Origin of the sequence: Billgrantia lactosivorans (assembly GCF_003254665.1) — a bacterium.
GTDB classification, from domain to species: Bacteria; Pseudomonadota; Gammaproteobacteria; order Pseudomonadales; family Halomonadaceae; genus Halomonas; species Halomonas lactosivorans.
The window spans coordinates 37,940-62,433 of record NZ_QHGY01000015.1 but is presented as its reverse complement, the minus strand read 5'-3'; the positions used below and the strand labels follow the sequence as shown (position 1 = coordinate 62,433).

Here is a 24,494-nt window from a genome sequence, read left to right as displayed (position 1 = left end):
GGCGTGGATGGGCTTGGAACTGCCGCTTGCGGCCTCGCGGCCGATCAGCATCTTGCCTTGCAGTGTCATGATGACTCCTGATATCCGGTAGCGCCTCGTCAGGGGAGAGCCGACGGCTCAGGCCTCCTGGAACTTGGCGTACATGTTTCGCGCGCGATTGAGATGCAGGAACATCATTTCGCGCGCCGCTTCGGGGTCGCGGGCGAGGATCGCCTCGAGAATGTAGGTGTGTTCTTCCTCCACCCGGGCGAGGTACCTGTCCGTGGCCGCGGTATTGATCTCGATGCTCATCAGCTTGGCGCGGGGAATCACGCTCTGGCTCAGCTGTTCGTAGAGGACCTTGAAGAAGGGATTCCCGGTGGCCGCGGCGATGGCGTAGTGGAACTCGTAGTCCTCCTGCCGCGCCTGGGACTTCGCTGCGCGAGCCTCGAGGAAGGCGGCGTGCCGGTCCCGCAGGATGCGACGATCCTTCTCGTCGTGCCGCTCGGCGGCCAGCGCCGCGGCCGCCGGTTCGAGATTGAGCCGCAGCTCGAGCACGTGGAGGATGTCCTCGACGGTGGTCGGGCTGATGCGCTCGGCCGGCACCGCCTCGACCGTGGTCGAGCGCAGTACGGTAGTGCCGACACCGCGGCGCGTCTCGACCAGCCCCAGCGACTTGAGATGGGTGATGGCCTCGCGGATCACCGTGCGGCTGACGCCGAAGGCCTCGCACAGCCCGATCTCGGTAGGCAGCCGCGCCCCGACCTCGATACTGCCGTTGACGATCAGTGCCTCGAGCTGGTCGGCGACATGCAGGGACAGGCTCCCTTGGCGTGAAAGCTTCCGGACTTTCAGTCGCTTGAAGTCAGCCGCCGTATCGGAACTCGCTGCCATATCGCCATCCATCGCTCTTGAGTCGTCGTGACAGGGGGGTGGGCTCCAATCTTTCCTCCGCGCGAGCAAAACCACGCCATGAAAGAACGGAAATCAGTGTTATTTATCATACATCATATAATAACTAGATTAATTCCTGCCACAGGATTGCCAAACTGTTGGATAAATAGGGGACACTCGCGCAATGGTCGCAAGGGTCAGCGCACCAACGCTGGCCGCTTGGGGTCGAAACTCCAGCCTGGCACCAGGTGCTGCATTGCCATGGCGTCGTTGCGCCCACCAGCGGGCAGCTTAAGGTAGCGTGCATTGGCCTCTTCGACACGGCCCATGTCGAGCTCGATACCCAAGCCCGGGGTCTCGGGCACCGCGATCTTGCCTTCGACGATCTCCAGCGGTTCCCTGGTCAGGCGAGAATCGTCCTCCTGCCAGATCCAATGGGTATCCAGGGCCGTGATGCGGCCCACGGCGGCGGCGCCGACATGCGCAAACATCGCCAACGAGACATCGAAATGGTTGTTGCTGTGCGAGCCCCAGTGCATGCCGTGGTCCTGACACAGCTGCGACACGCGTACGGCGCCGGAAAGCGTCCAGAAGTGGGGGTCGGCCAGGGGAATGTCCACCGAGCGCAGCATCAAGGCGTGGGCCATTTCCCGCCAGTTGGTGGCCACCATGTTGGTCGCCACGGGCAGGCCTGTGGCATGGCGGAACTCAGCCAGAATCTCTCGCCCGGAGAAACCCTGCTCGGCGCCGCACGGATCTTCGGCGTAGGCCAGCACGCCGCGCAAGTCACGGCACAGGCTCACTGCCTCGTTCAGCGACCAGGCGCCGTTGGGGTCGATGGTCACCCGCGCCTCGGGAAATGCCTTGGCCAGCTCGGTCACAGCCTCGACCTCCTGCACGCCGGGCAGCACGCCCCCCTTGAGCTTGAAATCCTTGAAGCCATAGCGATCCTGCGCCGCCTGGGCCAGCGCCACGATGCTTTCCGCCGTCAGGGCCTCCTCGTCGCGCAAGCGGTACCACTCGTGGCGCCCGCCGGTAGTGCCACGCCGATACTCCAGCGGAGTCGCGTGACCATCGCCGATGAAGAACAGGTAACACAGCACCTCCACGCTATCGCGCTGCCGCCCATCGCCCAGCAGTTCCACCACCGGCACGCCGAGAAACTTGCCCAGCAGATCGAGCAATGCGGCCTCCAGCGCCGCCACGGCATTGACGCGCAGCTCGAAGGTCCACGAGCCCTTGCCAAAGTCCTCGAAATCGGCACTGCGCCCAGCGGAGTGCAACGAGGCCACCACGGAGCGTAGCTTACCGATGGGCTGCCCCATCACGAGCGGACGGGCCATTTCCAGCGACTGACGAATCGTTTCCCCGCCCGGCGCCTCGCCCACGCCCACGTTGCCCGAACTGTCCTTGAGAAGGATCAGATTGCGCGTGAACCAGGGCGAGTGCGCGCCACCGATATTGAGCAGCATGCTGTCGCGCCCGGCCACGGGAATGACCGACACCTCTTCGATGACTGGCGTCTGGGATAATGCCATGCCTCGCCTCCTGTTGGTTCAGCGTACCAGCGCCGGTTTCTTCGGATCGAACTCCCAGCCGGGAATCAGGTATTGCATCGCCATGGCGTCGTTACGGCTTGTCACATCGAGGCTCTGGTACAGCCGATGGGCCGCCATCAGCTTCTCCTCATCCAGTTCGACGCCCAGGCCCGGCGTAGTGGGCACCTGAAGCTTGCCGTCGCGGATCGGGAACGGCTCCCTGGTGATGCGCTGGCCGTCCTGCCAGATCCAGTGGGTGTCGATGGCAGTGATCTCGCCCGGACAGGCCGCGGCCACATGGGTCATCATCGCCAGCGAGATATCGAAGTGATTGTTGCTGTGCGAACCCCAGGTCATGCCCCACTCATGGCACAGCTCGCCCACCATGACCGCCCCCTGCATGGTCCAGAAGTGGCAGTCCGCCAGCGGGATATCCACCGAGTTGAGCTGCACGGCATACTGCAGCTGCTTGAAGTCGGTGGCGATCATGTTGGTCGCGGTGGGCAGCCCGGTGCGTTTCTTGAATTCAGCCATGGTCTCGCGGCCCGAGAAGCTCTCCTCCTGGCCGCAGGGGTCCTCGGCATAGCTCAGCAGTTCCTTGATCGGTTCCAGCACCCGCACCGCCTCGTCGAGCTTCCAGGCGCCATTGGGGTCGAGGGTCAGGCGCGCCTCGGGGAAGGCCTCATGCAGCGCTCGGATGCAGTCGGCTTCTTCCTCGCCGCGCAGCACGCCGCCCTTGAGCTTGAAGTCCCTGAAGCCGTAGCGCTCATAGGCCGCCCTGGCCAGGTTGGCTACGGCTTCAGGCGTGAGCGCCTCGCGGTAGCGCACCTCGTCCCAGGCGTCCCTGGGGTTCTCGGTCTTGGGATAGGGCAGGTCCGTCTTGGCCGGATCGCCGAGCAGGAACAGGTAGCCCAGCGCCTCGACCTCGTCGCGCTGACGCCCGTACTGGCCGAGCAGGTCGGCGACCGGCAGCTGCAGCGCCTGGCCATAGAGGTCGTACAGCGCCGACTCGATGGCGGTGATGACATGCACCGCCACACGCAGGTCGAATGTCTGGCGACCGCGCTCCTCTCGCCCGTTCCTGGCCAGCAGCAGGCGCGCCTGGTTCAGGGTCTGCTTGATCTCGTTGACGCGCGAGCCTTCCACTAAGCTACGGCACTGCTCCAGCCCCTTGAGGATGCCGACGCTGGAGGGGATCTCCCCCACGCCCTGGTTGCCGGCGTCATCCTCCAGGATGACGACACAGCGAATGAACCAGGGCGCATGGCCACCGCTGAGATTCAGCAGGAAACCGTCGTAGCCGGCCACGGGAACGATGCGCATGCGCTTGATTTTCGGAAACATCAGACTCTTTCCTCTTGAATGTTCGGCTCAGCGGGGACGCATCCCAGCCGCGATCAGGTCACCGGCGCCGGGTTGAACAGCACCAGATCGTTGTGGATACCCAGCCGCTCGGCCGCCGCCTGCTGGTGTCCGCTAGCCACCTTGAGAATCAGGTGGAACAGCTCCCAGCCCACCTCCTCGATGCTGGCGTCACCGGTGGCAATGCGCCCCGCATCCAGGTCGATGAGGTCGTGCCAGCGCCGGCCCAATTGAGAGTTGCTGGAGACCTTGAGCACCGGCACCATCGACAGGCCATAGGGCGTACCGCGGCCGGTGGTGAACACCTGCAGGTTCATCCCGACCGCCAGTTGCAGCGTGCCGCAGATGAAGTCGCTGGCCGGCGTGGCGGCGAAGGTCAGCCCCTTGCGGCGCAGCCGCTCGCCGGGGCCGATGACGTCGACGATGGGGGAAGTGCCGGACTTGATGACAGACCCCAGTGCCTTTTCGACCACGTTGGAGAGCCCCCCTTTCTTGTTGCCGGGGGAGGGGTTGGCGCTGCGATCGGCCTGTCCCTGCGCGAGATAGTCGTCGTACCACGCCAGCTGTTCGATGAGCGCCCTGCCGACCTCTTCGTCGACGGCGCGCGGCGTCAGCAGGTGAATGGCGTCGCGCACCTCGGTGACCTCGGAGAACATCACGCTGCCCCCGGCGCGCACGATGAGGTCGGTGGCGAAGCCCACGGCCGGGTTGGCGGTCACCCCCGAGAAGGCGTCGCTGTCCCCGCACTGCATGCCGACCCGCAGCTCGGACGCCGGGCAGGTCTCGCGGCGGCGGCGATTCAACCGCTCGAGGTGACGCTCGGCCATGACCATGATGCCCTCGACCATCTCGCCGAAGCCCTCGAAGGCGTCGTCCTGCAGGCTCAACACGTTGGCATCAGGGTCGGCCGCCTCGGTGTTCTCGTAGACCTTTACCGGCCGGTCGTCGAGCAGGGTGGAGGGCTGAAGTTTCTCGCAGCCCAGGCCGATGACCATCACCTCGTTGCCGAAGTTGGGGTTCAGGGCGATGTTCCTGAGGGTGCGGATCGGCACGATGGCAGCGGGGGCGTTGATCGCCACCCCGCAGCCATAGCTGTGGTTGAGCCCCACCACGTCGTCGACGTTGGGATAGCGCGGCAGCAGCTCGCGCTTGATGCGACCCACCACGTAGTCCACCGTGCCGGCCACGCACTGTACGCTGCTGGTGATACCCAGCACGTTCTTGGTGCCCACGCTGCCGTCGGGGTTGCGAAAACCCTCGAAGGTATAACCCTCGAGCGGTTCGGCTTCCGGTGCCGGCCGCGTGGCGAGCGGCAGGGCTTCCAGCGCCGGCGCCCCGGGCAGGCGCACCTTGCTCTCATCGACATGCTCGCCCCGGGCGATGGCGGCCACGGCATGACCGATGACTTCGCCGTAGCGCACGATCGGAGCGTCGATATCGATATCCCGCAGGGCCAGCTTGTGGCCCTGGGGAGTCGGGCCGACCGCAACCAGCCCGTCGCCCAGCGCCTGGCCCGCCGAGAGTCCTCCTGACTCCACCACGATGGCGACGTTGTCGTCAGGGTGCACCCTAATGATCTTGCCTTTGTAAGCACTCATATGACGTCTCTCCTGCCAGGCGGATTCAACTGAGCACTTCCTGACGGCCTTTGGCGCGGCTCTTCAGGCTCATCACGACCGAAAACACCACGGAAGCGAGGATCAGAAGCCAAAGCACCACGGCAATGGGACTCTTGGTGAAGAAGGTGCTTAAAGTGCCGGCCGATTCCAGGCTCTTGACGAAGTAGACCTCCGCCTGGCTGCCCAGGATGAAGCCGATGATCAGCGGGGCAACCTCGAGGCCTATCTTCTGGATCAGCCAGCCGAAGACACCGAAGATCAGCAAGGTCCAGACATCGAACATGATCCCGTAGTTGATGGCATAGGCCCCCACCACGCACATCATCACGATGATCGGATACAGGATATGCTTGGGTACCATGACCACCTTGGCGATATGCTTGATGGCAAAGAACATCAGGAAGAACATCACGAAGTTGGCGAATACCAGCGCCACAATCATGACGTACCAGGTATCGGCGTTCTCGGGAATGAACAACGGCCCCACCTGAATGCCCTGGAGCGTGAAGGCCCCGATCAGCACGGCGGTGGTGGAATCGCCGGGAATGCCCAGCGAGAGCAGCGGGATCAGCGCACCACCGGTCAGCGCATTGTTGGCGGATTCAGAGGCGATCAGGCCCTGGGGAGCGCCCTTGCCCATCTGCGAGGAATCGCGCGCCAGGTTCTTCTCCTGGGTGTAGGCGAGTACCGAGGCGGCACTGCCTCCAACCCCCGGCAACATCCCGACAAAGGTGCCGATGAAGGAGGAGCGCACGAGGTTGGTCAGGCGCCCCTTGAACAGCGAGAGCACGCCGGCGGCCTTGCCGATCACCATCCGACTGCTGGAAAGCTCGCTGCGAACTCCCTTCTCGGCCTCGAGCAGGATGGTGGAGATGCCGAAGATACCGATCAGCACCGGCAGCAGAGAGAAGCCCTCGAACAGGTAGGGCTCCATGAAGTCGAACATCAGCCGCGTCTTGCCGTTACCGCCATCCGTCGTGCTGTAGTCACCTATCAGGCTCAGCCAGATGCCGAGCACGCCACTGAAGATACCGATCAGCATGTTGCTGGATAACGAAGCGATGACGCTCAGTGCCAGCAGGATGATCAAGAACTTTTCCACGTAGGAGAACTTGATCGAGAAGTCCGCCAGCAGCGGAGCGAACAGGAAGAGGATCGCGGCGCTGACCAGCCCACCGATGACCGAGGCGATGACACAGACCCGCAGGGCTCTCTCTCCCTCACCCTTCTGGGCCATGGGATAGCCGTCGAACGTCGTGGTGATCGAAGAGGGGGTCCCGGGGATATTGAGCAGCACCGCCGGCACCATGCCTCCCGAGATGCCGCCCACGTACAGCCCGAGCAACAGCGCCAGGCCATGGTTCAGGCCCAGTGCATACGTCAAGGGCAGACAGACGGCCACCGCCATGGTGGCGGTCATGCCGGGGATGGCACCGAAGATGATACCGACCAGGGCACCGAAGGCGACAAGCAGAAAGAAGGAAATGTCGAGAAGTGACAGGAAATCCATGATGGCACTCGCCTCGCTCACGGCAGGGTGATGGTGAACAGTTTGGCCAGGACAAACCAGGCCAGGCTGGGCGCAACGACTGCGTTGACCGCCACGATGGCCAGCGCCTTCTTCGTCCACTCATGCAGGTAGAGCAGCGACATCAGCAGCACGAAGGCCATCGAGACGAACAGGAAGCCGTAGCCTGTGTAGGGGAAAAGGTCGCCCACTACCACCATCAGGTAGAAATACGCCACAATCAGTACCAAGGTGCCAAAGAAACGCCTGGTATCCATGGATTCACCCAGGATGGGAAGGGTACGCTCGCCCCGCTTCACCGCGGCCAGAAAGGGAATCAGCTTGGTCACCAGAATGACCAGAAAGAGCCCTGCCATGACCCAGTTGATGATCGTCGGGAAGAATAGATGGGAGGTCTCGAAGTCGACCGAGACACTCAGCAGGTTGGAGAGATCTGATTCCATAGCGGCTCCGGAAAACGGGCGGGACCGCAATCCCGCCAACCATGTTTCTCTAGCAACTCATGCCTGAAGGCAGGACACCGACAAGCTATCGTCGTCAGTGCCCCAAGGCTTACTTGATGTTGTCGATGATCTCTTGATAGCGAGCCATCTTCTCCTGGAGGTGCTCGGATGCCTCGCCGGAGGGCCTGAAGTTGGGGGTAAAGAAGGAGGCCTTCAGGGTCTCCTGAATCTCACCTTCCTCATAGATCTCGGCCAACGCCTCGTCGATCTGCTCGACGATGCCCGGATCCATATCCTTGTTGTAAATGAAGAAGAACTCTTTATCGAAGGTAAAGTTCTCGTCGTCGCCCATGGTGACGTTGGCGTTAGGCTCAACGTACTCCAGGAGCTGCTCACGGGAGGTCTGGCCCAGCCCTTCTTCCGGCGCCTGCTCGATGGTGTCCTGGCTGGCGGTAAGCCAGACGAAGCGCATCGCCTTCTGATCATCCTCCGGCAGTCGGGTGTACTGTTCATTAGCCTGCACGGAGCCGTTGATCACGTCGACCTGATCGTCGAAGAGTTGCTGGTTCTTGTCTGACTGGGAGCCAGTGTTCACCGCAACCAGATTGTCTTCCTGCCCCGGATGCTCAATAGCGATGGCGTTCTTCAGGGCGCTGAACCCGATCTCGGAGACGCCGCCCGGCTGGATTGCCACGCGCACGGTCTCGCCGTCGCCGACGGCAGCGATGATGTCGTCGAGAGTCTCGTAGGGCGAGTCCTTGGGTACCAGGTAGGCGTTGCCCGGATTGATCGACACGGTCGGCCCGATGGTGTACTTCTCGAAGATATCGCTGAAGCCCTCCACACCGTACAGGTACCCCAAATAGGCGTAGTCGTGGAAAATCATCAGCGTGTTGCCACGCGAATCTCGGTCCAGGGTACGAAACGCCGAACTGGCCCCAACCGCATCGACCTTCATGTTCAGGTCTAGCTTTTCTGCAAGCGCATCGGTCACGATGCTGGAGTTCTGGTAGGTGTCCGCCCCGGTCGAGGTGGAGCCAATGACGACTCGAATATTGCCGCGCAGCTCGCCTGCCTGGGCCATGGCGGCGCCGGTACCGAGGGTCATGGACGCCAGGACGACGGCGGAGCCGACTGTTGCAAGGGTCTTCTTGGATATAGTCATGTTATCACCTCGTTGCTGTTGTCGATTTATAGTTGCTTGGCGATACCCACCAGCCTCTCGAGCTGCTGGTGCTCCTCGGAGGTGGGCATGGTCAGCGGTGCCCGGACGCTGCCGGCCGGGCGACCGATGATCTCGGCACCCGCCTTGATCAGGCTGACGGCATAACCCGCTTTTCGGTCCCTGAGATCGACGAAGGGAATGAAGAAGTCGTTGGTAATTTGCTTCACCACCTCACGATTTCCCTTGCGCAGTTCCTTGTAGAACTTGACTGCCATCTCCGGCACGAAATTGAACACCGCCGAGGAGTAGGTATTCACCCCGATGGAGAGGTAGGCCTCGGCGAAGATCTCCGCGGTGGGCACGCCGCCCACGTAGACCAGCCGCTCGCCTACGCTCTTGACGATCTTGTTGAGCAGCTGGATGTCGCCCTTGCCGTCCTTCAGGCCGATCAGGTTCGGGCACCGGTCCGCCAGCGCCTGGACCGAAGCGGCGTCGAGAACTCCGTTGCCGCGGTTGTAGTAGATGACGTTGAGCTCGGTGGCATCGCAGATCCGGCGGGCATACTCGACCAGCCCTTCCTGGGGACATTCGGTCAGGTAGGGCGGCATCAGCAGGATGCCGTCGGCACCGGCCTCCTCGGCGGCCTTGGCGAAGGCCTGGCCGCTGGCCACGCTCAGCCCGGCGCTGGCGATCACGGGCAGCTTGCCGTCGACCGTCTCCACCGCCACGCGTACGATCTCGCGGTACTCGTCCAGCGACAGGTTGAAGAACTCGCCCGTGCCGCCGGCCACGAAGACGGCGGAAATGTCATGACTGACGAACCACTCCAGGCGACGGCGATAGCTATCGGCATCGAAGCGGCCATCGCCGTCGAAATCGGTGATCGGGAAGGAGAGCAGTCCGTCGCCTACGGCTTGCTTCACGGCTGATCGAGAAAAGTTCACAAATCGTTCCTCTTGGTCGACGCCTCGCCGGTTCTTCTGAGTGGCCAGCCAGGTTGAGCGTGGCTCCGGCAGCGCATATTGTCATACATCATACAAGTGACAAGCTAATGGGGTGCCGCACGGTCCGCAAGTGACCGGAAGAAAATTACGACCAAAGTCTAGCCAGAGGCAGCCGGCACCGCAGAGCCGATGTGGAGGGGACCGCTCAGCTCATCAGGTCGCCGAAGCGGTACTGCAGCAGGGCGAGCGCCACCACCGGCGCGGTCTCGGTGCGCAGGATGCGCGGGCCGAGCGAGAGAGGTGAAAAATCGCAGGCCATCGCGGCCTCGACTTCGCTGTCGGAGAGTCCACCCTCAGGGCCGATCAGCAGGGCCACGGAAGCGTGAGGGTCGCTGCGCTCGAGGGCGCCTGCCGTGCCGGGGTGCAACACCAGGCGGAGGGACTCGCTGCGCTGGCCCAACCACTCGGCCAGTAGCAGGGGGGCATGAACGGTGGGCACCACGGCACGCCCGCACTGCTCGCAGGCGCTGGCGGCCACCGCCTGCCAGTGAGCGAGCTTCTTCGCCTCGCGCTCGCCCTTGAGGCGCACGTCGCCGTGCTCGGTGTAGAGCGGCGTGATCGCGGCGACCCCCAGCTCGACGGCCTTCTGGATGGCGTAGTCCATGCGATCGCCCTTGGAGATCGCCTGGCCCAGGTGCACCGCCAGGGGTGACTCGCCGCGCCCCGCCTCGACGGCCTCGATGCGTGCCACCACGCGCTTGCGGCCCGCCTCGACGAGCACCGCCCGGGCCTCGGCACCGGCGCCGTCGAAGAGCCGCAGCGGCGCCCCTTCGCCCAGGCGCAGCACCCGCGCCACGTGGCGGGCGGGGCCATCGGGCAGAACGACGTCGCCGCCGACGGGGAAGTCGGCGGCGACGTGGATGCGCGGTCCTGTTGACATGCAGCGCGACCCTACTGGGTGGTCTGCTCGCCCTGCTGCTGGGCGCGTTCGGCCTCGCGCTTCTTCTTCTGGGCGTAGATCGCCTCGAAGTTGACCGGCGCCAGCATCAGGGGCGGGAAACCGCCGCGGTTGACCAGGTTGTCGACGCACTCGCGGGCATAGGGGAACAGCACGTTGGGGCAGAAGGCGCCCAGGGTGTGGTCGAGCTGGGCACCCTCGATGCCGCTGATGCGAAACAGCCCGGCCTGCTCGATCTCGGCCAGGAAGGAGGTGGTGCCCTCCTCGCTGTGGCGCACCTGGGCGGTCACCTTGATCGTGACCTCATAGAGGTCTTCACCGACCTTGCTGTTGCTGGTGTTGAGGTCCAGGCTGACCTTGGGCTTGAACGGTTGCTGGAACACCGCGGGCGAATTCGGCGCCTCGAAGGAGATGTCCTTGACGTAGATGCGCTGCACGGCGAACTGGAGCTGTTGCCGGTTCTGCGTGTCGGCAGCGGCCTGGTTGCCGCCGGCGGCGTTCTGGCTGTTCTCTTCGGCCATGGGAAAGGTTCCTTTTGCGTGCTTGCGTCTTGTGTATTGACTATTTCTTGACCACCGGCAGACCGTCGGCCTGCCACTGCATCATGCCGCCCTTGAGCTTGTAGACCCGCGAGAAGCCGGCCTTGACCAGCTTGGCCACGGTGATGCCGGAAGCCTGGCCACTCTTGCAGACCACCACGATCGGCTTGTCCTTGACCTTCTCCAGCTCGCCGATGCGCTCGTCGATGCGGCTCTGGGGGATGTGGCGCGCCCCGGCGATGTGGCCGGCCTTGAAATCGCCCGCCTCGCGGGTGTCCACGATCACCGCGTCCTCGCGGTTGATCAGTTGGGTCGCCTGACTGGACGATACGCCGCTGGAGGCGCTGTTGCGGACCTCGTAGGCGATCCAGGCGGTCAGCACCAGGAGGAAGGCACCCACCAGAAGCGGGTGATTCTGCACGAATTCGAACAGCTGATCGATCATGGATCCGGCACACTCTTGTTGCGGAAAGCGGGAATGGCGGTAGGGTAGGGCACCCGGAAGGCGAGAGTATACACCATGCGGCGGTACCCGCGGCATGGCCAGCCGGCGATCGGCCGGGACCATGACGCTCGCCTGGCCGTGCGTTATGATGCCGCAAGCCGATACAAGTCGCGACCCCCGTCGTCCAGGCGCCTGTCTCGCGCGGCCCAGCCGATACCAGGCCCGCCTCCGCGGCATTGCCAGACCGCCGGGAGGGCGCGGACAGCCTCCCGGACGGCCGACGTCGCGCCCACCACGTTCAAGAGGCCCGCACCCCCCATGACGACCCAGACCGCCCCGCGCCCCGTTGCCCTGATCATACTCGACGGCTACGGTCACAACCCCGACCCCACCGACAACGCCGTGGCCGCCGCGCATACGCCCAACATGGACCGGCTGTGGCAGCAGCGCCCCCATGCGCTGCTGCACACCGACGGCAAGTACGTGGGCCTGCCCGAGGGGCAGATGGGCAATTCCGAGGTCGGCCACATGAACCTGGGCGCGGGCCGGGTGGTGTACCAGGAGCTCACGCGCATTTCCAAGGCGATCGAGGACGGCGACCTCGACGTCATCGCCGCGCTGACCGACGCCATCGATGCCGCCGTGGCCGCCGACCGCGCCGTGCACCTGCTCGGCCTGCTCTCGCCGGGTGGCGTGCACAGCCACGAGGACCATATCCTGGCCATGGCCGAACTGGCCGCCCGCCGCGGCGCCCAGCGCATCTACGTACACGCCTTCCTCGACGGCCGCGACACCGCGCCGCGCAGCGCGCTGGCCTCCCTCGAGCGCACCAACGCCAGGCTCAGCGAGCTGGTCGGCGCCGACAACGGCTTCGTCGCCTCGATCATCGGCCGCTACTTCGCCATGGACCGCGACAACCGCTGGGATCGCGTCGAGAAGGCCTACCGCCTGCTGACCGAGGGCGTCGGCGAATTCGAGGCCACCAGCGCCGAACAGGGCCTGCGCGACGCCTATGAGCGCGGCGAGAACGACGAGTTCGTCTCGGCCACCGTCATCCAGGCCGACCACGTCCACGCGACCATCGCCGACGGCGACGCCGCCATCTTCATGAACTTCCGTGCCGACCGCGCGCGCGAGCTGACGCGAGCCTTCGTCGAGGACGACTTCAGCGGCTTTCCGCGTCGCCTGCGTCCGGCGCTGGCCGGCGGCAGCCTGGTCACCCTGACCCAGTACGCCGCCGACATTCCCGCCCCCGCCGCCTTCCCGCCGGCCGACCTGCACAACACCCTGGGCGAGGTGATGGAGCGCCGCGGCCTGACCCAGCTGCGCATCGCCGAGACCGAGAAGTACGCCCACGTCACCTTCTTCTTCTCCGGCGGCCGGGAAGCCGAGTTCGAGGGCGAGACCCGCGTGCTGGTGCCCTCGCCGCAGGACGTCAAGACCTACGACGAGAAGCCGGAGATGAGCGCCGTCGAAGTGACCGACCGCCTGGTGGAGGCGATCGACGCCGGCCATTACGATCTGATCGTGTGCAACTATGCCAACGGCGACATGGTCGGCCATACCGGCGATTTCGACGCCGCGGTCAAGGCGATCGAGGCGGTGGATGCCTGCGTCGGGCGCGTGGTCGAGGCGATCGAGCGTGCCGGCGGCGCCTGCCTGATCACCGCCGACCACGGCAACGCCGAGCAGATGGTCAACCCCGACACCGGCGTGGCGCAGACCGCCCACACCACCTTCGAGGTGCCGCTGATCTATGTCGGCCCCCGGCCCGTCCGGCTGCTCGACGACGGCCGCCTGTGCGACATCGCACCGACCCTGCTGAGCATGATGGACCAGCCGATTCCCGAGGAGATGACCGGCCGGGTGCTGATCGAACCGGCATGATCGCGCGCGAGCCCTGCCAGCCATGAACCGAGCCCGGTGGCGCCGTCTCCTGCGGGGCGCGCTGGTGGCCATGCTGCTGCTGCCGGCCACGGCCAGCGCCCAGCCCAGCGAACGGGAGGCTCGCGAGCGCCTCGACGCCATCGGCAGCGAGATCCAGGCGCTCAGCCGCCGCCTGGGCCAGACGCGACAGGCCCAGGACGCGGCCAGCAACGAGCTGCGCGAGGTGGAGACCGACCTGGCCGATACCCACCGCCGGCTGGATGTCATTCAGGCCGACCGGCGGCGCCTCGCCGACGAGATCGCCGCCCTTCAAGCCGCCCGCGGCGAGCTGCAGGCCGAGCGGGCCGAGCAGGTGGAGATGCTCGACGCGCAGCTGGACGCGCTCTACCGCCTGGGGCTCACCCCGCAGCTCAAGCTGCTGCTCAACCAGGACGACCCGGCGCGGCTCGACCGGTTGCAGACCTATCTCAACCACCTGGCCCAGGCGCGCCATGAGCGGCTCGACGAGATCGCCCGACTCGACGCCGAACTGGCCGAGAATCGTCGCGAACGACAGCGCCGCGGCGAACGGCTGGACGGCCTGGCCGAGGAGCTGGCCGAGCGCAGCCGCGAGCTGACCGAGCGAATGGCCGAGCGCGAGCGCCTGGTGGCGGAGCTGGACGCGCGCTACAGCGACGAGCAGTCGCGCCTGGCGCGCCTCGACCGCGACCGCGACGAGGCGGAGCTGGTCCTCGAGCGCGTGCGCGAGGAGCTCGCCCGGCTCGAACGCCCGCCGCCCTCCACGGAGATCGAGCGTACCCAGGGCGACCTGCCCTGGCCGGTGCAGGGCGAGGTCGCCTCGAGCTACCGCCGCGACGCTGGCGTGCACTACAACGGCATCCTGATCGAAGCCCGCGAGGGTACCCCCGTGGAGGCGGTACACGCCGGACGGGTGGTGTTCGCCGACTGGATGCGCGGCTTCGGCAACCTGTTGATCCTCGACCATGGCGACCAGATCATGACGCTCTACGCCCACCTGCAGCGCTTCGGCGTCGAGGTCGGCGAAGCCGTCACCCGCGGCGATGCCATCGGCACGGTGGGCGTGAGCGGCGGCCACTCCACGCCGGCGCTCTACTTCGAGGTTCGCCGCAACGGCGACCCCATCGACCCCCAGGCATGGATCGCACGAAGATGACGACAGGGATTTCACAAGCCCCGAACCACGGGATATGCTGGATAGCCTCGCCTCGAAACAGCGGAGTTCGCATGCCTTCACGCCCTGCCCGCCTACTGCCCGCACCACGACGCCTGCTGGCGGCGCTGCTGCCGATGGCGCTGATGGCCCTGCCCCTTGTGCCCTTCCCGGCCGCTGCCCAGGACGAGCCGTCGGCGGAGGAGCTGCCGGCGACCGATCTGCCGCTGGAGGACATCCAGACCTTCGCCGAGGTATTCGAGCGCATCAAGCGGGCCTACGTGGAGGAGGTCGACGACCGCACGCTGCTGCGCAATGCCATGCGCGGCATGCTCAGCGAGCTCGACCCGCACTCCGCCTACCTCGATAACGAGGAGTTCCAGAGCCTGAGGGAGTCCACCGAGGGCGAATTCGGCGGCATCGGCATCGAGGTGGGCCTCGAGGAGGGCCGCCTGACCGTCATCACGCCGATCGACGACACCCCGGCGTCGCGGGCCGGGGTGCAGGCGCGCGACGTCATCCTGGCGATCGACGACACCCCCACCGAGCGGCTCTCGCTGCAGGAAGCCGTGACCCTGATGCGCGGCGAGCCGGGCAGCGAGATCCACCTGACGCTGCAGCGCAGCGGCGAGGATGCCCCGATCGAGGTCACCCTGACCCGCGAGATCATCCGTACCGAGAGCGTGCGCAGCGAGATGCTGGAGGCCGGCTACGGCTACCTGCGGGTGAGCCAGTTCCAGAATCGCACCGGCGATCAGGTCAACGACGCCATCCGCCGCATGCAGCGTGACGAGCCGCTCCAGGGGCTCATCCTCGATTTGCGCAACAATCCCGGCGGCGTCCTGCAGTCCGCCGTGGCCGTAGCCGACGCCTTCCTCGACAGCGGCCTGGTGGTCTACACCGAAGGGCGCCTGCCGGACACCGAGATGCGCTTCTCGGCCAGCCGCGAGACCGTCGCCCCCGACGTACCGCTGGTGGTGCTGATCAACGGCGGCAGCGCCTCGGCCGCGGAGATCGTTGCCGGTGCGCTGCAGGACCAGCGCCGCGGCGTGATCATGGGCACAGAAAGCTTCGGCAAGGGCTCGGTGCAGCAGGTCCTGCCGCTGGGCAACGGCGAGGGGCTGAAGCTGACCACCGCGCTCTACTACACGCCCAACGGGCGCTCGATCCAGGCGCTCGGCATCGAGCCCGACGTCACCGTGGTGCGCGGACGCATCGAGGTGACCGAGGGCAGCCGCCAGCTGCGCGAGGCCGACCTGGAGGGCCACCTGCGCTCGAGCGGCGAGCCGCGGACCTCCAGCGAATCCTCCACCCGGCTGCGCGAGGACTACCAGCTCGGCGAGGCACTCAACCTGCTCAAGGCGCTCAACGTCCTGGAACGGCGCGACCGCTAGGGCCGGGCGGCGTCCCGCTCAGCGGCAGGCGAGCGGCAGCGTGCCACGCCGGCCGATCGCCTGCTGCATGAGCAGCCGCTTGACCGGCGTGAGCCGGTCGACCCCTGACAGCCCCAGGTTACGCAGCAGGGTCAGCGCCGGGTGGCGGGTGCCGAACAGCAGGCGGAACCCATCCATCAGCGCCAGCATGGCGGCGTTGTCGCCGCGGCGACGGCGGGCATAGCGCTGCAGCATGCGCGGCTCGCCCAGGGCGATGCCACGACGACGCGCGGCCAGCAGCTCCTCGGCCAGCACCGCGACATCCATCAGCCCCAGGTTGACCCCCTGGCCCGCCAGCGGGTGGATACTGTGCGCCGCATCGCCCACCAGGGCAAAACCCGGCAGAACGTAGCGTTCGGCATGACGCTGGGTCAGCGGCACCGCCAACGCCCTGTCGACGACCTCCACCGCGCCCAGGCGCGACTCGAAGGCCGCCTCCAGCTCGCGGCCCAGTGCCGCCGGGGAGAGCGCCGTGAGCCGCGCGGCTTCCGCGGGCGAGGTCGACCAGACGATCGAGCAGTAGCGCGCGTCGCCTGCCACCGTCAGCGGCAGGAACGCCAGCGGCCCGCTGGCGAGGAAGACCTGGCGCGCCACGCCGCCATGCTCACGGGCGTTGTGCACCGTGGTCACCACCGCGACATGACCGGTGTCGCGGGTATGCACGGGGATGCCCGCCATCTCGCGCAGCGGCGACCCGGCGCCGTCGGCCGCCACCACCAGCGGCGCTGCCAGGCGGCGGCCGTCCTCCAGCACCACCTCGCCCCCCTCGTGCAAGCCGGTGACGCGGGTACCCAGCTGCACGGAGACCGAGGGCAGCTCGTCCAGGCGCCTCTCGAGGGCCGCCAGGACCACGTCGTTCTCGACGATGTGCCCGAGCAACGGCACGCCGGCCTGCTCCGCCGAAAATCGCACCTCGCCGCTGCCTTCGCCGTCCCACACTTGCATGAAGCGATAGGGGGTCACACGGCGTGCCGCCATCCAGGACCAGGCGCCGAGCCCCTCGAGCAGGCGCTGGGAGACCGGCGTCAGGGCGCTGACGCGCATCGCCGGCAGGCCGATGCCCACTTCGTCGGCCGGCAGCGGTGCGGGGCGCGCATCGAGCAGCGCCACGGCGACCCCCGCCTGACCCAGCAGCGCCGCCAGTGCGGCGCCCACCATGCCGCCACCCACCACGATGACGTCGTATTGCGTCGTCGGCTGCTTGGCCGTATCCGTCATTGCTAATCTCTCTCTCGGCCGCCCTCGGTCAGGCGGGGCACGTTCACCTTGCTGTCCGCTTCAGCGTTCCAGCCCCATGGCCCGACGTGCCAGTCCGCGGCGCAGCGGGCCGAGCAGGTTGAGCCCCACCAGCCCCGCCGCCCGCGCATGCGCCAGCAGGCCGCTATCGATGCCGAACAGACGCACCAGGCCATCGCTGAAGCGGATCACCTGGTGGCGGTCGACGATGCGCCTGGCCTCGAAGTCGCGCAGCGTCAGCATGCCTCCGAGCGGTTCGCCGCTGGCCAGCGCCGTCTCCAGCGCGGCGACCAGGTCCGTCACGCCGCGCAGCGCCAGGTTGAAGCCCTGGCCCGCCACCGGGTGCAGCGAATGGGCGGCGTTGCCCAGCACCGCCAGCCCCGGGCGGATGGTTTCCCGCGCGGTGACCAACGTCAGCGGGTAGGCGTGGCGGCTGCCGACGCGGCGAAAGCGCCCGGCGCGATCGCCGAAGGCCCGCTGCAGCTCGGCCAGGAAGTCGCCGTCGCCGAGCGCCAGCCGGGCCGTCTCGCGCCCCGCGTGATGGGTCCAGATCAGCGCCATCTGCTGCCCCGGCAGCGGCAGCAGGGCAATCGGCCCCTCGCGGGTGAAGCGTTCGTAGGCCACCCCCGCGTGGGGCTCGCTCATCTCGACGTTGGCGATCAGCGCGACCTGATCGTAGGGCGTCGCATCGCTGGCGATGCCCAGCTGCTCCTTGAGCCCCGAGCGGCCGCCGTCGGCCAGCACCGTCAGGCCGGCATGCAGCGTACAGCCATCGGAGAGGGAGAGTCGATAGCCCGGCGTGTCGGGCTCGATCGCCTCGACGCTGGCCGGGCAGTGCCAGTCGATGGGCAGCTCGGCCAGGCGCCGATGCAGCACCCGCCCCATCCAGGCGTTGGCAACGACGTAGCCCAGCGCCGGCTGGCCGAGCTCGGCGGCGGTGAGGCGGGTCGCGCCAAGCCGGCCTCTCTCGCTGACGTGGATGCGCTGGATGGCCGCCGCCTGCTCGGCCATCGCCGCCCACAGCCCCATGCCGCGAAAGCGCTCCGCCGAGCCCTGGGCAATGGCGCTGGAGCGCGCATCGAAGCTGGGCTGCCAGGGCGCCGCGGCGCTGTCGGGAATGGGGGCCGCCTCGATCACCGCCACCGTCAGGCCGTGGCGCTCGATCAGCGGCGCCAGGGCACAGGCCAGGCTGGCGCCCACCAGGCCGCCGCCAACGATGGCGATGTCCACCTGGCGTACGGCCGCGGCGGTCATGCCAGCGGGCCGCTGCTACGGCCCATCATAGCGTAATGTAGATTACGTAATTTCATGCACCCCTCTTTCTTCACTGATCAATGCTTCGCCATCAGGGCTTCGATTTCCGCCACGCGCTTGGGCACTGCGGCGGTCAATACCTCGTGCCCCTCGGCGGTCACCGCGACATCGTCCTCGATGCGGATGCCGATGCCGCGAAACCGCTCGGGGATGTCGGCATCGGCGGGGATGTACAGCCCCGGCTCCACCGTCAGCACCATTCCCGCTGCCAGCGGTCGCGGCTCGCCCTCGAGGCGATAGTCACCCACGTCATGCACGTCGAGCCCCAGCCAGTGCGAGGTCGAGTGCAGATAGAAGCGCTTGTAGCTCTCGTCCTCGATACGCGCCTCGACCTCGCCGTCGAGCAGGCCCAGGCGCACCAGCCCCGCGGTCAGGTCGCGTACCACGCCCTCGTGCAGCGCGGGCAGGGTGGTTCCTGGGGCCACGGCCGCCACGGCACGCTCCTGCGCCGCCAGCACCACCTCGTAGAGCTCGCGCTGGGCATCGCCGAAGCGCCCCCCGACCGGGAAGGTGCGGGTGATGTCGCCGGCATACAGGTCGAACTCGGCGCCGGCATCGATCAGCACCAGCTCGCCGTCGTGTAACGGCGCGTTATTCTCGATGTAGTGCAGCACACAGGCGTTGCCACCGCCACCCACGATGCTGGCGTAGGCCGGCCCGCTGCCGCCGTGCCAGCGGAACTCGTGCTCCAGCTCGGCCTGCAGGTGATACTCGGCAAGGCCGGGACGGGCCGCGCCCATGGCACGCCGGTGCGCCAGCGCCGAGATAGCGGCGGCATGGCGCAGCAGCGCCAGCTCGCCCTCGCTCTTGATCAGGCGCTGCTCGTGCAGCAGCGGCGCCAGGTCGACGTAGCGCCGCGGCGGCTCGGCACCGCGACGTGCACGGGCGGCCAGGCGCCCGCGCACGTCGTCGGCCAGCGCCATGGCCTCGGCGTCGTCGAGCAGCAGGTAGAGGCCGGTGCGGCCATCGAGCAGCGCCTCGAGGCGCTCGTCGCGCTGGGCGTTCTCGAAGGCCTGGTCGAGGTCGTGCTCGCGCACGGCGCCCTCGGCGCCCAGGCGGATGCCGGTCCAGGCCTCCAGCGCGGGGTCTCGGTCCTGGCAGAACAGCACGCTTTCGCCTTCGCTGCGGCCCGGCAGCAGCAGCAGCAGGGCATCGGGCTCGGGAAAGCCGGTGAGGTAGTGGAAATCGCTGTTCTGGCGGAAGGGATAGTCGCTGTCGCGGGAGCGCGTGGTGAGGCTGGCGCCGAGCAGCAGCACGGCGCTGCCCGGCGGCAGGCGCTGCATCAGCGCCGCGCGGCGGGCGCGGTACTCGTCGTTGCCGATCGGGGCAGGGCGGGGTAGGGGGTCGGGCAGCATCTGGGCTCCTTGCGTGCTCCAGGGAACGGGGTAGGGCGGCTCAGTGGCGAGTGGGCTCGCCGCTCTCCACCTGCGGCTGGCCGGGGTGCTGCTCGGTATAGAGCAGCATCGCCGCCATGCGGGCGTGCTCGGTCAGGGCGAAGAGATCGTTCTCGTTCTCGGCGCTCTCCTCGAGGTCGGTCTGCATGTCGCCGAGTGCCGCGAGGTCGTCGATGGCCTCGCGCAGCGCCGACGACCAGCCCTGCCGCGGCCGGTCGCCGGCCTCCTCGACCACCTCGAGGAAACCGAGGGTCCACTCCTGCAGGCCGCGGGCACGCTCGGCCAGCGAGAACAGCTCATCGGGCAGCAGCGGCTCGTAGTTGAGCGCACTGTCGGCGAGGGCCTCCAGGGTCTGACGGCGCCAGGCCAGCAGCGCCTCGGCGCTGTCGCGATCCCGTGGCTGCTCGACGCCGAGCCCCAGGCAGACCTCCTCCAGCCAAGCCTCGGCAGTGAGGTCGTGCAGCGCCAGCCCGGCGCACAGCCGGCCGTCGAGAAAGGCCGGCGATTGCATGCTGCCATGCGCGAGGAAGAGGTCGGCAAGGGTGGAGAAATCCGGGCGATCGTCGATCGATGACATGAAGGGAACTCCTTGGCGAGTTGCGCTGAGTCGCCTTCCGCAGGCCGCGCTGCGTTGACCGCCCGCGAAAGGCTCTCTTATAGTGGATGACTGAATTGATGTGTCTCGTTTCACCGGATGTTAACGCATCGGGCCAACGAGCCGACACCGGAGCCCGCCATGAGCGATGACACCACTCGTCCCACCGCCCAGGTGACCCTGCTGGGCCGGCACTACGTGTTCGCCTGCAATCCCGGTGAAGAGCGCAAGCTGGAGCGTGCCGCCCGCTATCTCGACCGTGCCATGCAGGGCATCCACTCGCAGAACAACCTGCTCGGCAGCGAACGCGTGGCACTCATGGCGGCGCTGAACATCACCCACGAACTGCTCGAGGTGCTGGACACCCGGCGCAGCGAAGAGCAGCACCTCGACCGGCTCAGCGAGCGCCTGGAGCAGGCCATGGCCGGCGCGACGCCGGGTAACATAACTCCCGCCGAATGACATTGGACCCGCCCGTGTGCTCTGTTAGGATGAAGGTGTTCCCTGGGGTGTTGGCCAGTCGTTGAAGTCCCTCGAGCCTATGAGCAATACCCAGGGCGGCCATCGGCTAGCCGGACCCGTGTGCATGTCCGTGCGTCGGAAAGCCTGACGGTTCGGCTGCGGCCACCCACCTTGAACCAAGGGTTCAAGGGCCAGAACGACAGCGGCACTCTGGGGAACTCCACCTTATCATGCACGCTCGGCAAGACACGCTCGTCTCGGATAATTTCGCCTCGCGGCGCCAGTTGCGCCAGGAGCTGAGACGGCGACGGCGTGCGCTGAGCCCGCGGCAACGCCGCCGGGCCGACCTTGCCCTGTGTCGACGCCTGCGTCAGCTGCCCGAGGTGCGCCGCGCCAGGCACGTGGCGCTCTACCTGCCCAACGATGGCGAAATCGACTCCCGCCCGCTGATCCCCTGGCTGACCCGTCGCGGGGTCCGTGTCTACCTGCCCGTGCTCAAGCCGCTGTCGGACAACAGCCTGTGGTTCGTGCACTACCACCCCGGCACGCCCATGCGGCGCAACCGCTTCGGCATCCCCGAGCCGCAGACGCGGCATGGCGCCCATCGCGCCCGGCGGCGGGCGACCTGGGCGCTGGACCTGGTCCTGCTGCCGCTGGTCGGCTTCGACGCTCAGGGCCAGCGCATGGGCATGGGGGGCGGCTTCTACGACCGTAGCCTGGCCTTCACCCGGCGTCCGGGGCCGCGTCCGACGCTGATCGGGCTGGCCCACGATTGCCAGCGGGTGGACCGCCTGCCCTCGGCCCCCTGGGATGTGCCGCTGGATGCCATCGTCAGCGATCTCGGCGTCATACGCCCCTGAGCGAAGGCGTCACGGGCCAATAAAAAACCGGCCGAAGCGCGCTTCGACCGGTCGTCAGTGGGTCTGATCATGGCACTACCTGCCGACTCAGCCGCCGGTCAGCGCCTGGGCATAGCCGGTGACCACCACGCCAATGCCGAAGGCCAGCACCAGTGCCATGACCAGATCGGGCTTACGCTTCATTGTTACCTGCTCCTGACGTTGCCGGGGGTTAACAGCGTCGCGAGAGGGTCGCGACTGCGCCGACTATAGGGCCTGTAACACGTTGATGACAACTGGTTGAAGCGTCGATTACATAATGAAACCCAAGCCAATTCCCGCCTTTGGCGTAAGTCATCGCTTACTAACGGTAACATTCCACGCTCAGGCCATGAACAGCCGGTAGGCAGCGTTGTCCGACTCCTTCCAGTAGCGATAGCCGATCTCGTCGAAATACTCCTCGACGTGGGAGCGGTCGCCGTTGGGGATCTGCATGCCGACCAGGACACGACCGAAGGCCGCGCCGTGGTTGCGGTAGTGAAACAGCGAGATGTTCCAGTCCTGGGGCAGATGGGTGAGGAAGTTCATCAGGGCGCCGGGGCGTTCGGGGAACTCGAAGCGATACACCTCCTCGTCGAAATGCTGCTTGGGGCGGCCGCCGCCGAGATGACGGATGTGCAGCTTGGCCAGCTCGTTGTCGGTGAGATCGACTACCGGGTAACCGGCTTCGCGCAGCTTGTCGATCACCGACTGGCGGTCCTCGCCACCCGGCTTGACCTGCACGCCGACGAAGATGTGCGCCTCCTCGGGGTCGGCATAGCGGTAGTTGAACTCGGTGACCATGCGCTTGCCGATGGTGCGGCAGAACTTCTTGAAGCTGCCGGGCCGCTCGGGAATGGTCACGGCCAGGATCGCCTCGCGCTGTTCGCCGAGTTCGGTGCGCTCGGCGATATGCTGCAGGCGGTCGAAGTTGGTGTTGGCCCCGGAGTTGATGCACAGCAGGGTCTGGCCCTCGACGCCGGTCTGCTGGATGTACTTCTTGAGCCCGGCCAGCGACAGCGCCCCCGAGGTCTCCGACACCGCCCGGGTATCGTCGAAGATGTCCTTGACCGCCGCGCACATCTCGTCGGCGTTGACGGTGATGACATCGTCGATCAGGTCGCGCACGATCTTGAACGGCACCTTGCCGATCTGCGCCACCGCCACGCCCTCGGCGAACACGCCGACCTGCTCGAGCGTCACCCGCCTGCCGGCCGCGAGTGCCGCCTTGAGGCAGGCGCTGTCCTCGGCCTCGACGCCGATCACCTTGATGTCGGGGCGCAGGTACTTGACGTAGGCGGCCACGCCGGCGATCAGTCCGCCGCCGCCCACCGGCACGAAGATGGCGTCAAGCGGCCCGCTGTGCTGGCGCAGGATCTCCATGGCCACGGTGCCCTGGCCGGCAATCACGTCGATGTCGTCGAAGGGCGGAATGTAGGTGTAGCCGTGCTCGGCGATCAGCTCCTGGGCATGCTCGGCGGCGGCGGCGAAGGCATCCCCCTTGAGCACCACCCTGGCGCCCCGGGCGCGCACCGCCTGCACCTTGATCTCGGGGGTGATCCGCGGCATCACGATCACCGCCTTGACGCCCATCAGCCTGGCCGCCATGGCCAGCCCCTGGGCATGATTGCCGGCCGAGGCGGCAATCACACCCCTGGCCTTCTGCTCCTCGGAGAGCTGCGCCATCTTGTTGTAGGCGCCGCGAATCTTGAACGAGTAGACGGGCTGCAGGTCCTCGCGCTTGATCAGGATCTGATTGTTGAAGCGCCGCGACAGGAAGGGAGCTGGCGAGATCGGCGTTTCGCGAGCGGCTTCGTAGACATGAGCCTGAAGGATCTTCTTGACGGTAGCTTCGAGCATCCTGTTGTCCCGGGAGGAAAGTGGCGCAGAGGAGCGGGCAGCGGGTCTGCTGCACTGCAGAGAACCCCTATAGGTAGCATCTCCGTCGCCTCGCCGTCCAGCGACGCGTCGGCACGGGCCGCCGTGTGGCCTATAATGGCGCCGCATCCGCCACTTCCAATGCGAGCAAGACATGACCCAGGACGAACTGAAGGACGCCGTAGCCGCCGCCGCCATCGCCGAGATCCAACCGCGGCTCGAGCGCGACACCATCCTCGGCGTCGGCACCGGCTCCACCGCCAACCTGTTCATCGACCGCCTCGCTCGGCTGCGCCACGACTTCATGGGCGCCGTGGCCAGCTCCGAGGCCAGTGCCGAGCGTCTGCGCGGCCATGGCATCGAGGTGTTCGAACTCAACAGCGTGGGCACGGTGCCTTACTACGTCGACGGCGCGGACGAAGTGAACGCTAACTTGCACATGATCAAGGGCGGCGGTGCGGCCCTCACCCGCGAGAAGATCGTGGCCGCCTGCGCCGAGCGCTTCATCTGCATCGCCGACGCCTCCAAGCGGGTCGACCGCCTCGGCGCCTTTCCGCTGCCGGTCGAGGTAATCCCCATGGCGCGCTCCTACGTCGCTCGGCAACTGGTCAAGCTGGGCGCCGACCCGGTCTATCGCCAGGGGGTCGTCACCGACAACGGCAACCAGATCATCGATTGCCACGACTTCATGATCGACGACCCGCTGGCCATGGAGGCTCGCCTCAACGCCATCGTCGGCGTGGTCACCAACGGGCTGTTCGCGGCCCGTGGCGCCGACGTGCTGCTGCTGGGCACCGAACAGGGCGTGGAGCGCCTGACCCCCGCCTGACCA

Annotated in this window: 22 protein-coding genes and 1 other RNA gene; 7 read left to right on the top strand and 16 right to left on the bottom strand. The window is 66.8% G+C overall.

What is annotated here, in order from left to right; translation table 11 throughout:
* Positions 1-117: 117 nt before the first annotated feature.
* From DIS04_RS18690 to DIS04_RS18640, 11 genes are all read right to left on the bottom strand, one after another.
* Positions 118-873: a FadR/GntR family transcriptional regulator gene (locus tag DIS04_RS18690; protein ID WP_245904617.1), complete on the bottom strand. Its 756-nt coding sequence runs from the start codon at positions 871-873 to the stop codon at positions 118-120.
* Between the two features lie 197 nt (positions 874-1,070).
* On the bottom strand, positions 1,071-2,411 hold the full coding sequence (locus DIS04_RS18685; RefSeq protein WP_111415300.1) for an enolase C-terminal domain-like protein: 1,341 nt from the start codon (positions 2,409-2,411) through the stop codon (positions 1,071-1,073).
* An 18-nt stretch (positions 2,412-2,429) separates the two neighbouring features.
* A complete protein-coding gene (locus DIS04_RS18680; RefSeq protein WP_111415299.1) occupies positions 2,430-3,755 on the bottom strand; it encodes an enolase C-terminal domain-like protein in 1,326 nt (441 codons plus the stop codon).
* A 53-nt stretch (positions 3,756-3,808) separates the two neighbouring features.
* Entirely contained in the window at positions 3,809-5,371 is a 1,563-nt protein-coding gene (garD, locus tag DIS04_RS18675; RefSeq protein WP_111415298.1) for a galactarate dehydratase, read from the bottom strand.
* Between the two features lie 25 nt (positions 5,372-5,396).
* The gene (locus tag DIS04_RS18670) at positions 5,397-6,902 is read right to left on the bottom strand and encodes a tripartite tricarboxylate transporter permease (RefSeq protein ID WP_111415297.1); all 1,506 of its coding nucleotides are present in this window, start codon (positions 6,900-6,902) and stop codon (positions 5,397-5,399) included.
* Between the two features lie 17 nt (positions 6,903-6,919).
* Complete coding sequence (locus tag DIS04_RS18665; RefSeq protein WP_111415296.1) at positions 6,920-7,363, bottom strand: tripartite tricarboxylate transporter; 444 nt, start codon at positions 7,361-7,363, stop codon at positions 6,920-6,922.
* A gap of 109 nt (positions 7,364-7,472) precedes the next feature.
* The gene (locus DIS04_RS18660) at positions 7,473-8,528 is read right to left on the bottom strand and encodes an ABC transporter substrate-binding protein (protein ID WP_111415295.1); all 1,056 of its coding nucleotides are present in this window, start codon (positions 8,526-8,528) and stop codon (positions 7,473-7,475) included.
* Between the two features lie 26 nt (positions 8,529-8,554).
* Positions 8,555-9,472, bottom strand: coding sequence for a 5-dehydro-4-deoxyglucarate dehydratase (kdgD, locus tag DIS04_RS18655; RefSeq protein ID WP_111415294.1), 918 nt, complete (start codon positions 9,470-9,472; stop codon positions 8,555-8,557).
* Positions 9,473-9,677: 205 nt separating this feature from the next.
* The gene (locus tag DIS04_RS18650; RefSeq protein WP_111415293.1) at positions 9,678-10,412 is read right to left on the bottom strand and encodes a 16S rRNA (uracil(1498)-N(3))-methyltransferase; all 735 of its coding nucleotides are present in this window, start codon (positions 10,410-10,412) and stop codon (positions 9,678-9,680) included.
* 11 nt (positions 10,413-10,423) lie between these two features.
* Positions 10,424-10,951 (bottom strand): protein-export chaperone SecB, encoded by a 528-nt coding sequence (gene secB, locus DIS04_RS18645; protein ID WP_111415292.1) that lies wholly within the window; start codon positions 10,949-10,951, stop codon positions 10,424-10,426.
* A 40-nt stretch (positions 10,952-10,991) separates the two neighbouring features.
* Entirely contained in the window at positions 10,992-11,414 is a 423-nt protein-coding gene (locus tag DIS04_RS18640; RefSeq protein ID WP_111415291.1) for a rhodanese-like domain-containing protein, read from the bottom strand.
* Between the two features lie 318 nt (positions 11,415-11,732).
* Here DIS04_RS18640 and gpmI point away from each other — a divergent pair, with 318 nt between their 5' ends.
* From gpmI to DIS04_RS18625, 3 genes are all read left to right on the top strand, one after another.
* On the top strand, positions 11,733-13,301 hold the full coding sequence (gene gpmI / locus DIS04_RS18635) for a 2,3-bisphosphoglycerate-independent phosphoglycerate mutase (protein ID WP_111415290.1): 1,569 nt from the start codon (positions 11,733-11,735) through the stop codon (positions 13,299-13,301).
* Positions 13,302-13,323: 22 nt separating this feature from the next.
* Complete coding sequence (locus DIS04_RS18630) at positions 13,324-14,475, top strand: murein hydrolase activator EnvC family protein (RefSeq protein ID WP_245904615.1); 1,152 nt, start codon at positions 13,324-13,326, stop codon at positions 14,473-14,475.
* Between the two features lie 71 nt (positions 14,476-14,546).
* Positions 14,547-15,866 (top strand): S41 family peptidase, encoded by a 1,320-nt coding sequence (locus tag DIS04_RS18625; protein WP_111415289.1) that lies wholly within the window; start codon positions 14,547-14,549, stop codon positions 15,864-15,866.
* Positions 15,867-15,884: 18 nt separating this feature from the next.
* On the opposite strand, the gene DIS04_RS18620 is transcribed toward DIS04_RS18625, so the two are convergent.
* From DIS04_RS18620 to DIS04_RS18605, 4 genes are all read right to left on the bottom strand, one after another.
* On the bottom strand, positions 15,885-17,123 hold the full coding sequence (locus tag DIS04_RS18620; protein ID WP_111415288.1) for a UbiH/UbiF/VisC/COQ6 family ubiquinone biosynthesis hydroxylase: 1,239 nt from the start codon (positions 17,121-17,123) through the stop codon (positions 15,885-15,887).
* A gap of 60 nt (positions 17,124-17,183) precedes the next feature.
* On the bottom strand, positions 17,184-18,395 hold the full coding sequence (ubiH, locus tag DIS04_RS18615) for a 2-octaprenyl-6-methoxyphenyl hydroxylase (protein WP_111415287.1): 1,212 nt from the start codon (positions 18,393-18,395) through the stop codon (positions 17,184-17,186).
* A gap of 77 nt (positions 18,396-18,472) precedes the next feature.
* Complete coding sequence (gene pepP, locus DIS04_RS18610; RefSeq protein ID WP_111415286.1) at positions 18,473-19,810, bottom strand: Xaa-Pro aminopeptidase; 1,338 nt, start codon at positions 19,808-19,810, stop codon at positions 18,473-18,475.
* A 40-nt stretch (positions 19,811-19,850) separates the two neighbouring features.
* Positions 19,851-20,426 carry a UPF0149 family protein gene (locus DIS04_RS18605; protein ID WP_111415285.1) on the bottom strand — a complete coding sequence of 192 codons (576 nt, stop codon included), beginning with the start codon at positions 20,424-20,426 and terminating at the stop codon, positions 19,851-19,853.
* A 159-nt stretch (positions 20,427-20,585) separates the two neighbouring features.
* Here DIS04_RS18605 and DIS04_RS18600 point away from each other — a divergent pair, with 159 nt between their 5' ends.
* From DIS04_RS18600 to DIS04_RS18590, 3 genes are all read left to right on the top strand, one after another.
* The gene (locus tag DIS04_RS18600; protein ID WP_111415284.1) at positions 20,586-20,906 is read left to right on the top strand and encodes a cell division protein ZapA; all 321 of its coding nucleotides are present in this window, start codon (positions 20,586-20,588) and stop codon (positions 20,904-20,906) included.
* A gap of 36 nt (positions 20,907-20,942) precedes the next feature.
* A non-coding RNA gene (ssrS, locus tag DIS04_RS18595) (6S RNA) lies at positions 20,943-21,127 on the top strand.
* A gap of 9 nt (positions 21,128-21,136) precedes the next feature.
* On the top strand, positions 21,137-21,766 hold the full coding sequence (locus DIS04_RS18590) for a 5-formyltetrahydrofolate cyclo-ligase (protein ID WP_111415283.1): 630 nt from the start codon (positions 21,137-21,139) through the stop codon (positions 21,764-21,766).
* Between the two features lie 363 nt (positions 21,767-22,129).
* Here the strand turns inward: DIS04_RS18590 and ilvA are convergent, their stop codons facing one another.
* Complete coding sequence (gene ilvA / locus DIS04_RS18585) at positions 22,130-23,791, bottom strand: threonine ammonia-lyase, biosynthetic (RefSeq protein WP_111415282.1); 1,662 nt, start codon at positions 23,789-23,791, stop codon at positions 22,130-22,132.
* Between the two features lie 25 nt (positions 23,792-23,816).
* Between ilvA and rpiA the strand changes: the two genes are divergently transcribed.
* Positions 23,817-24,491 carry a ribose-5-phosphate isomerase RpiA gene (gene rpiA / locus DIS04_RS18580; protein ID WP_111415281.1) on the top strand — a complete coding sequence of 225 codons (675 nt, stop codon included), beginning with the start codon at positions 23,817-23,819 and terminating at the stop codon, positions 24,489-24,491.
* Positions 24,492-24,494 lie beyond the last annotated feature (3 nt).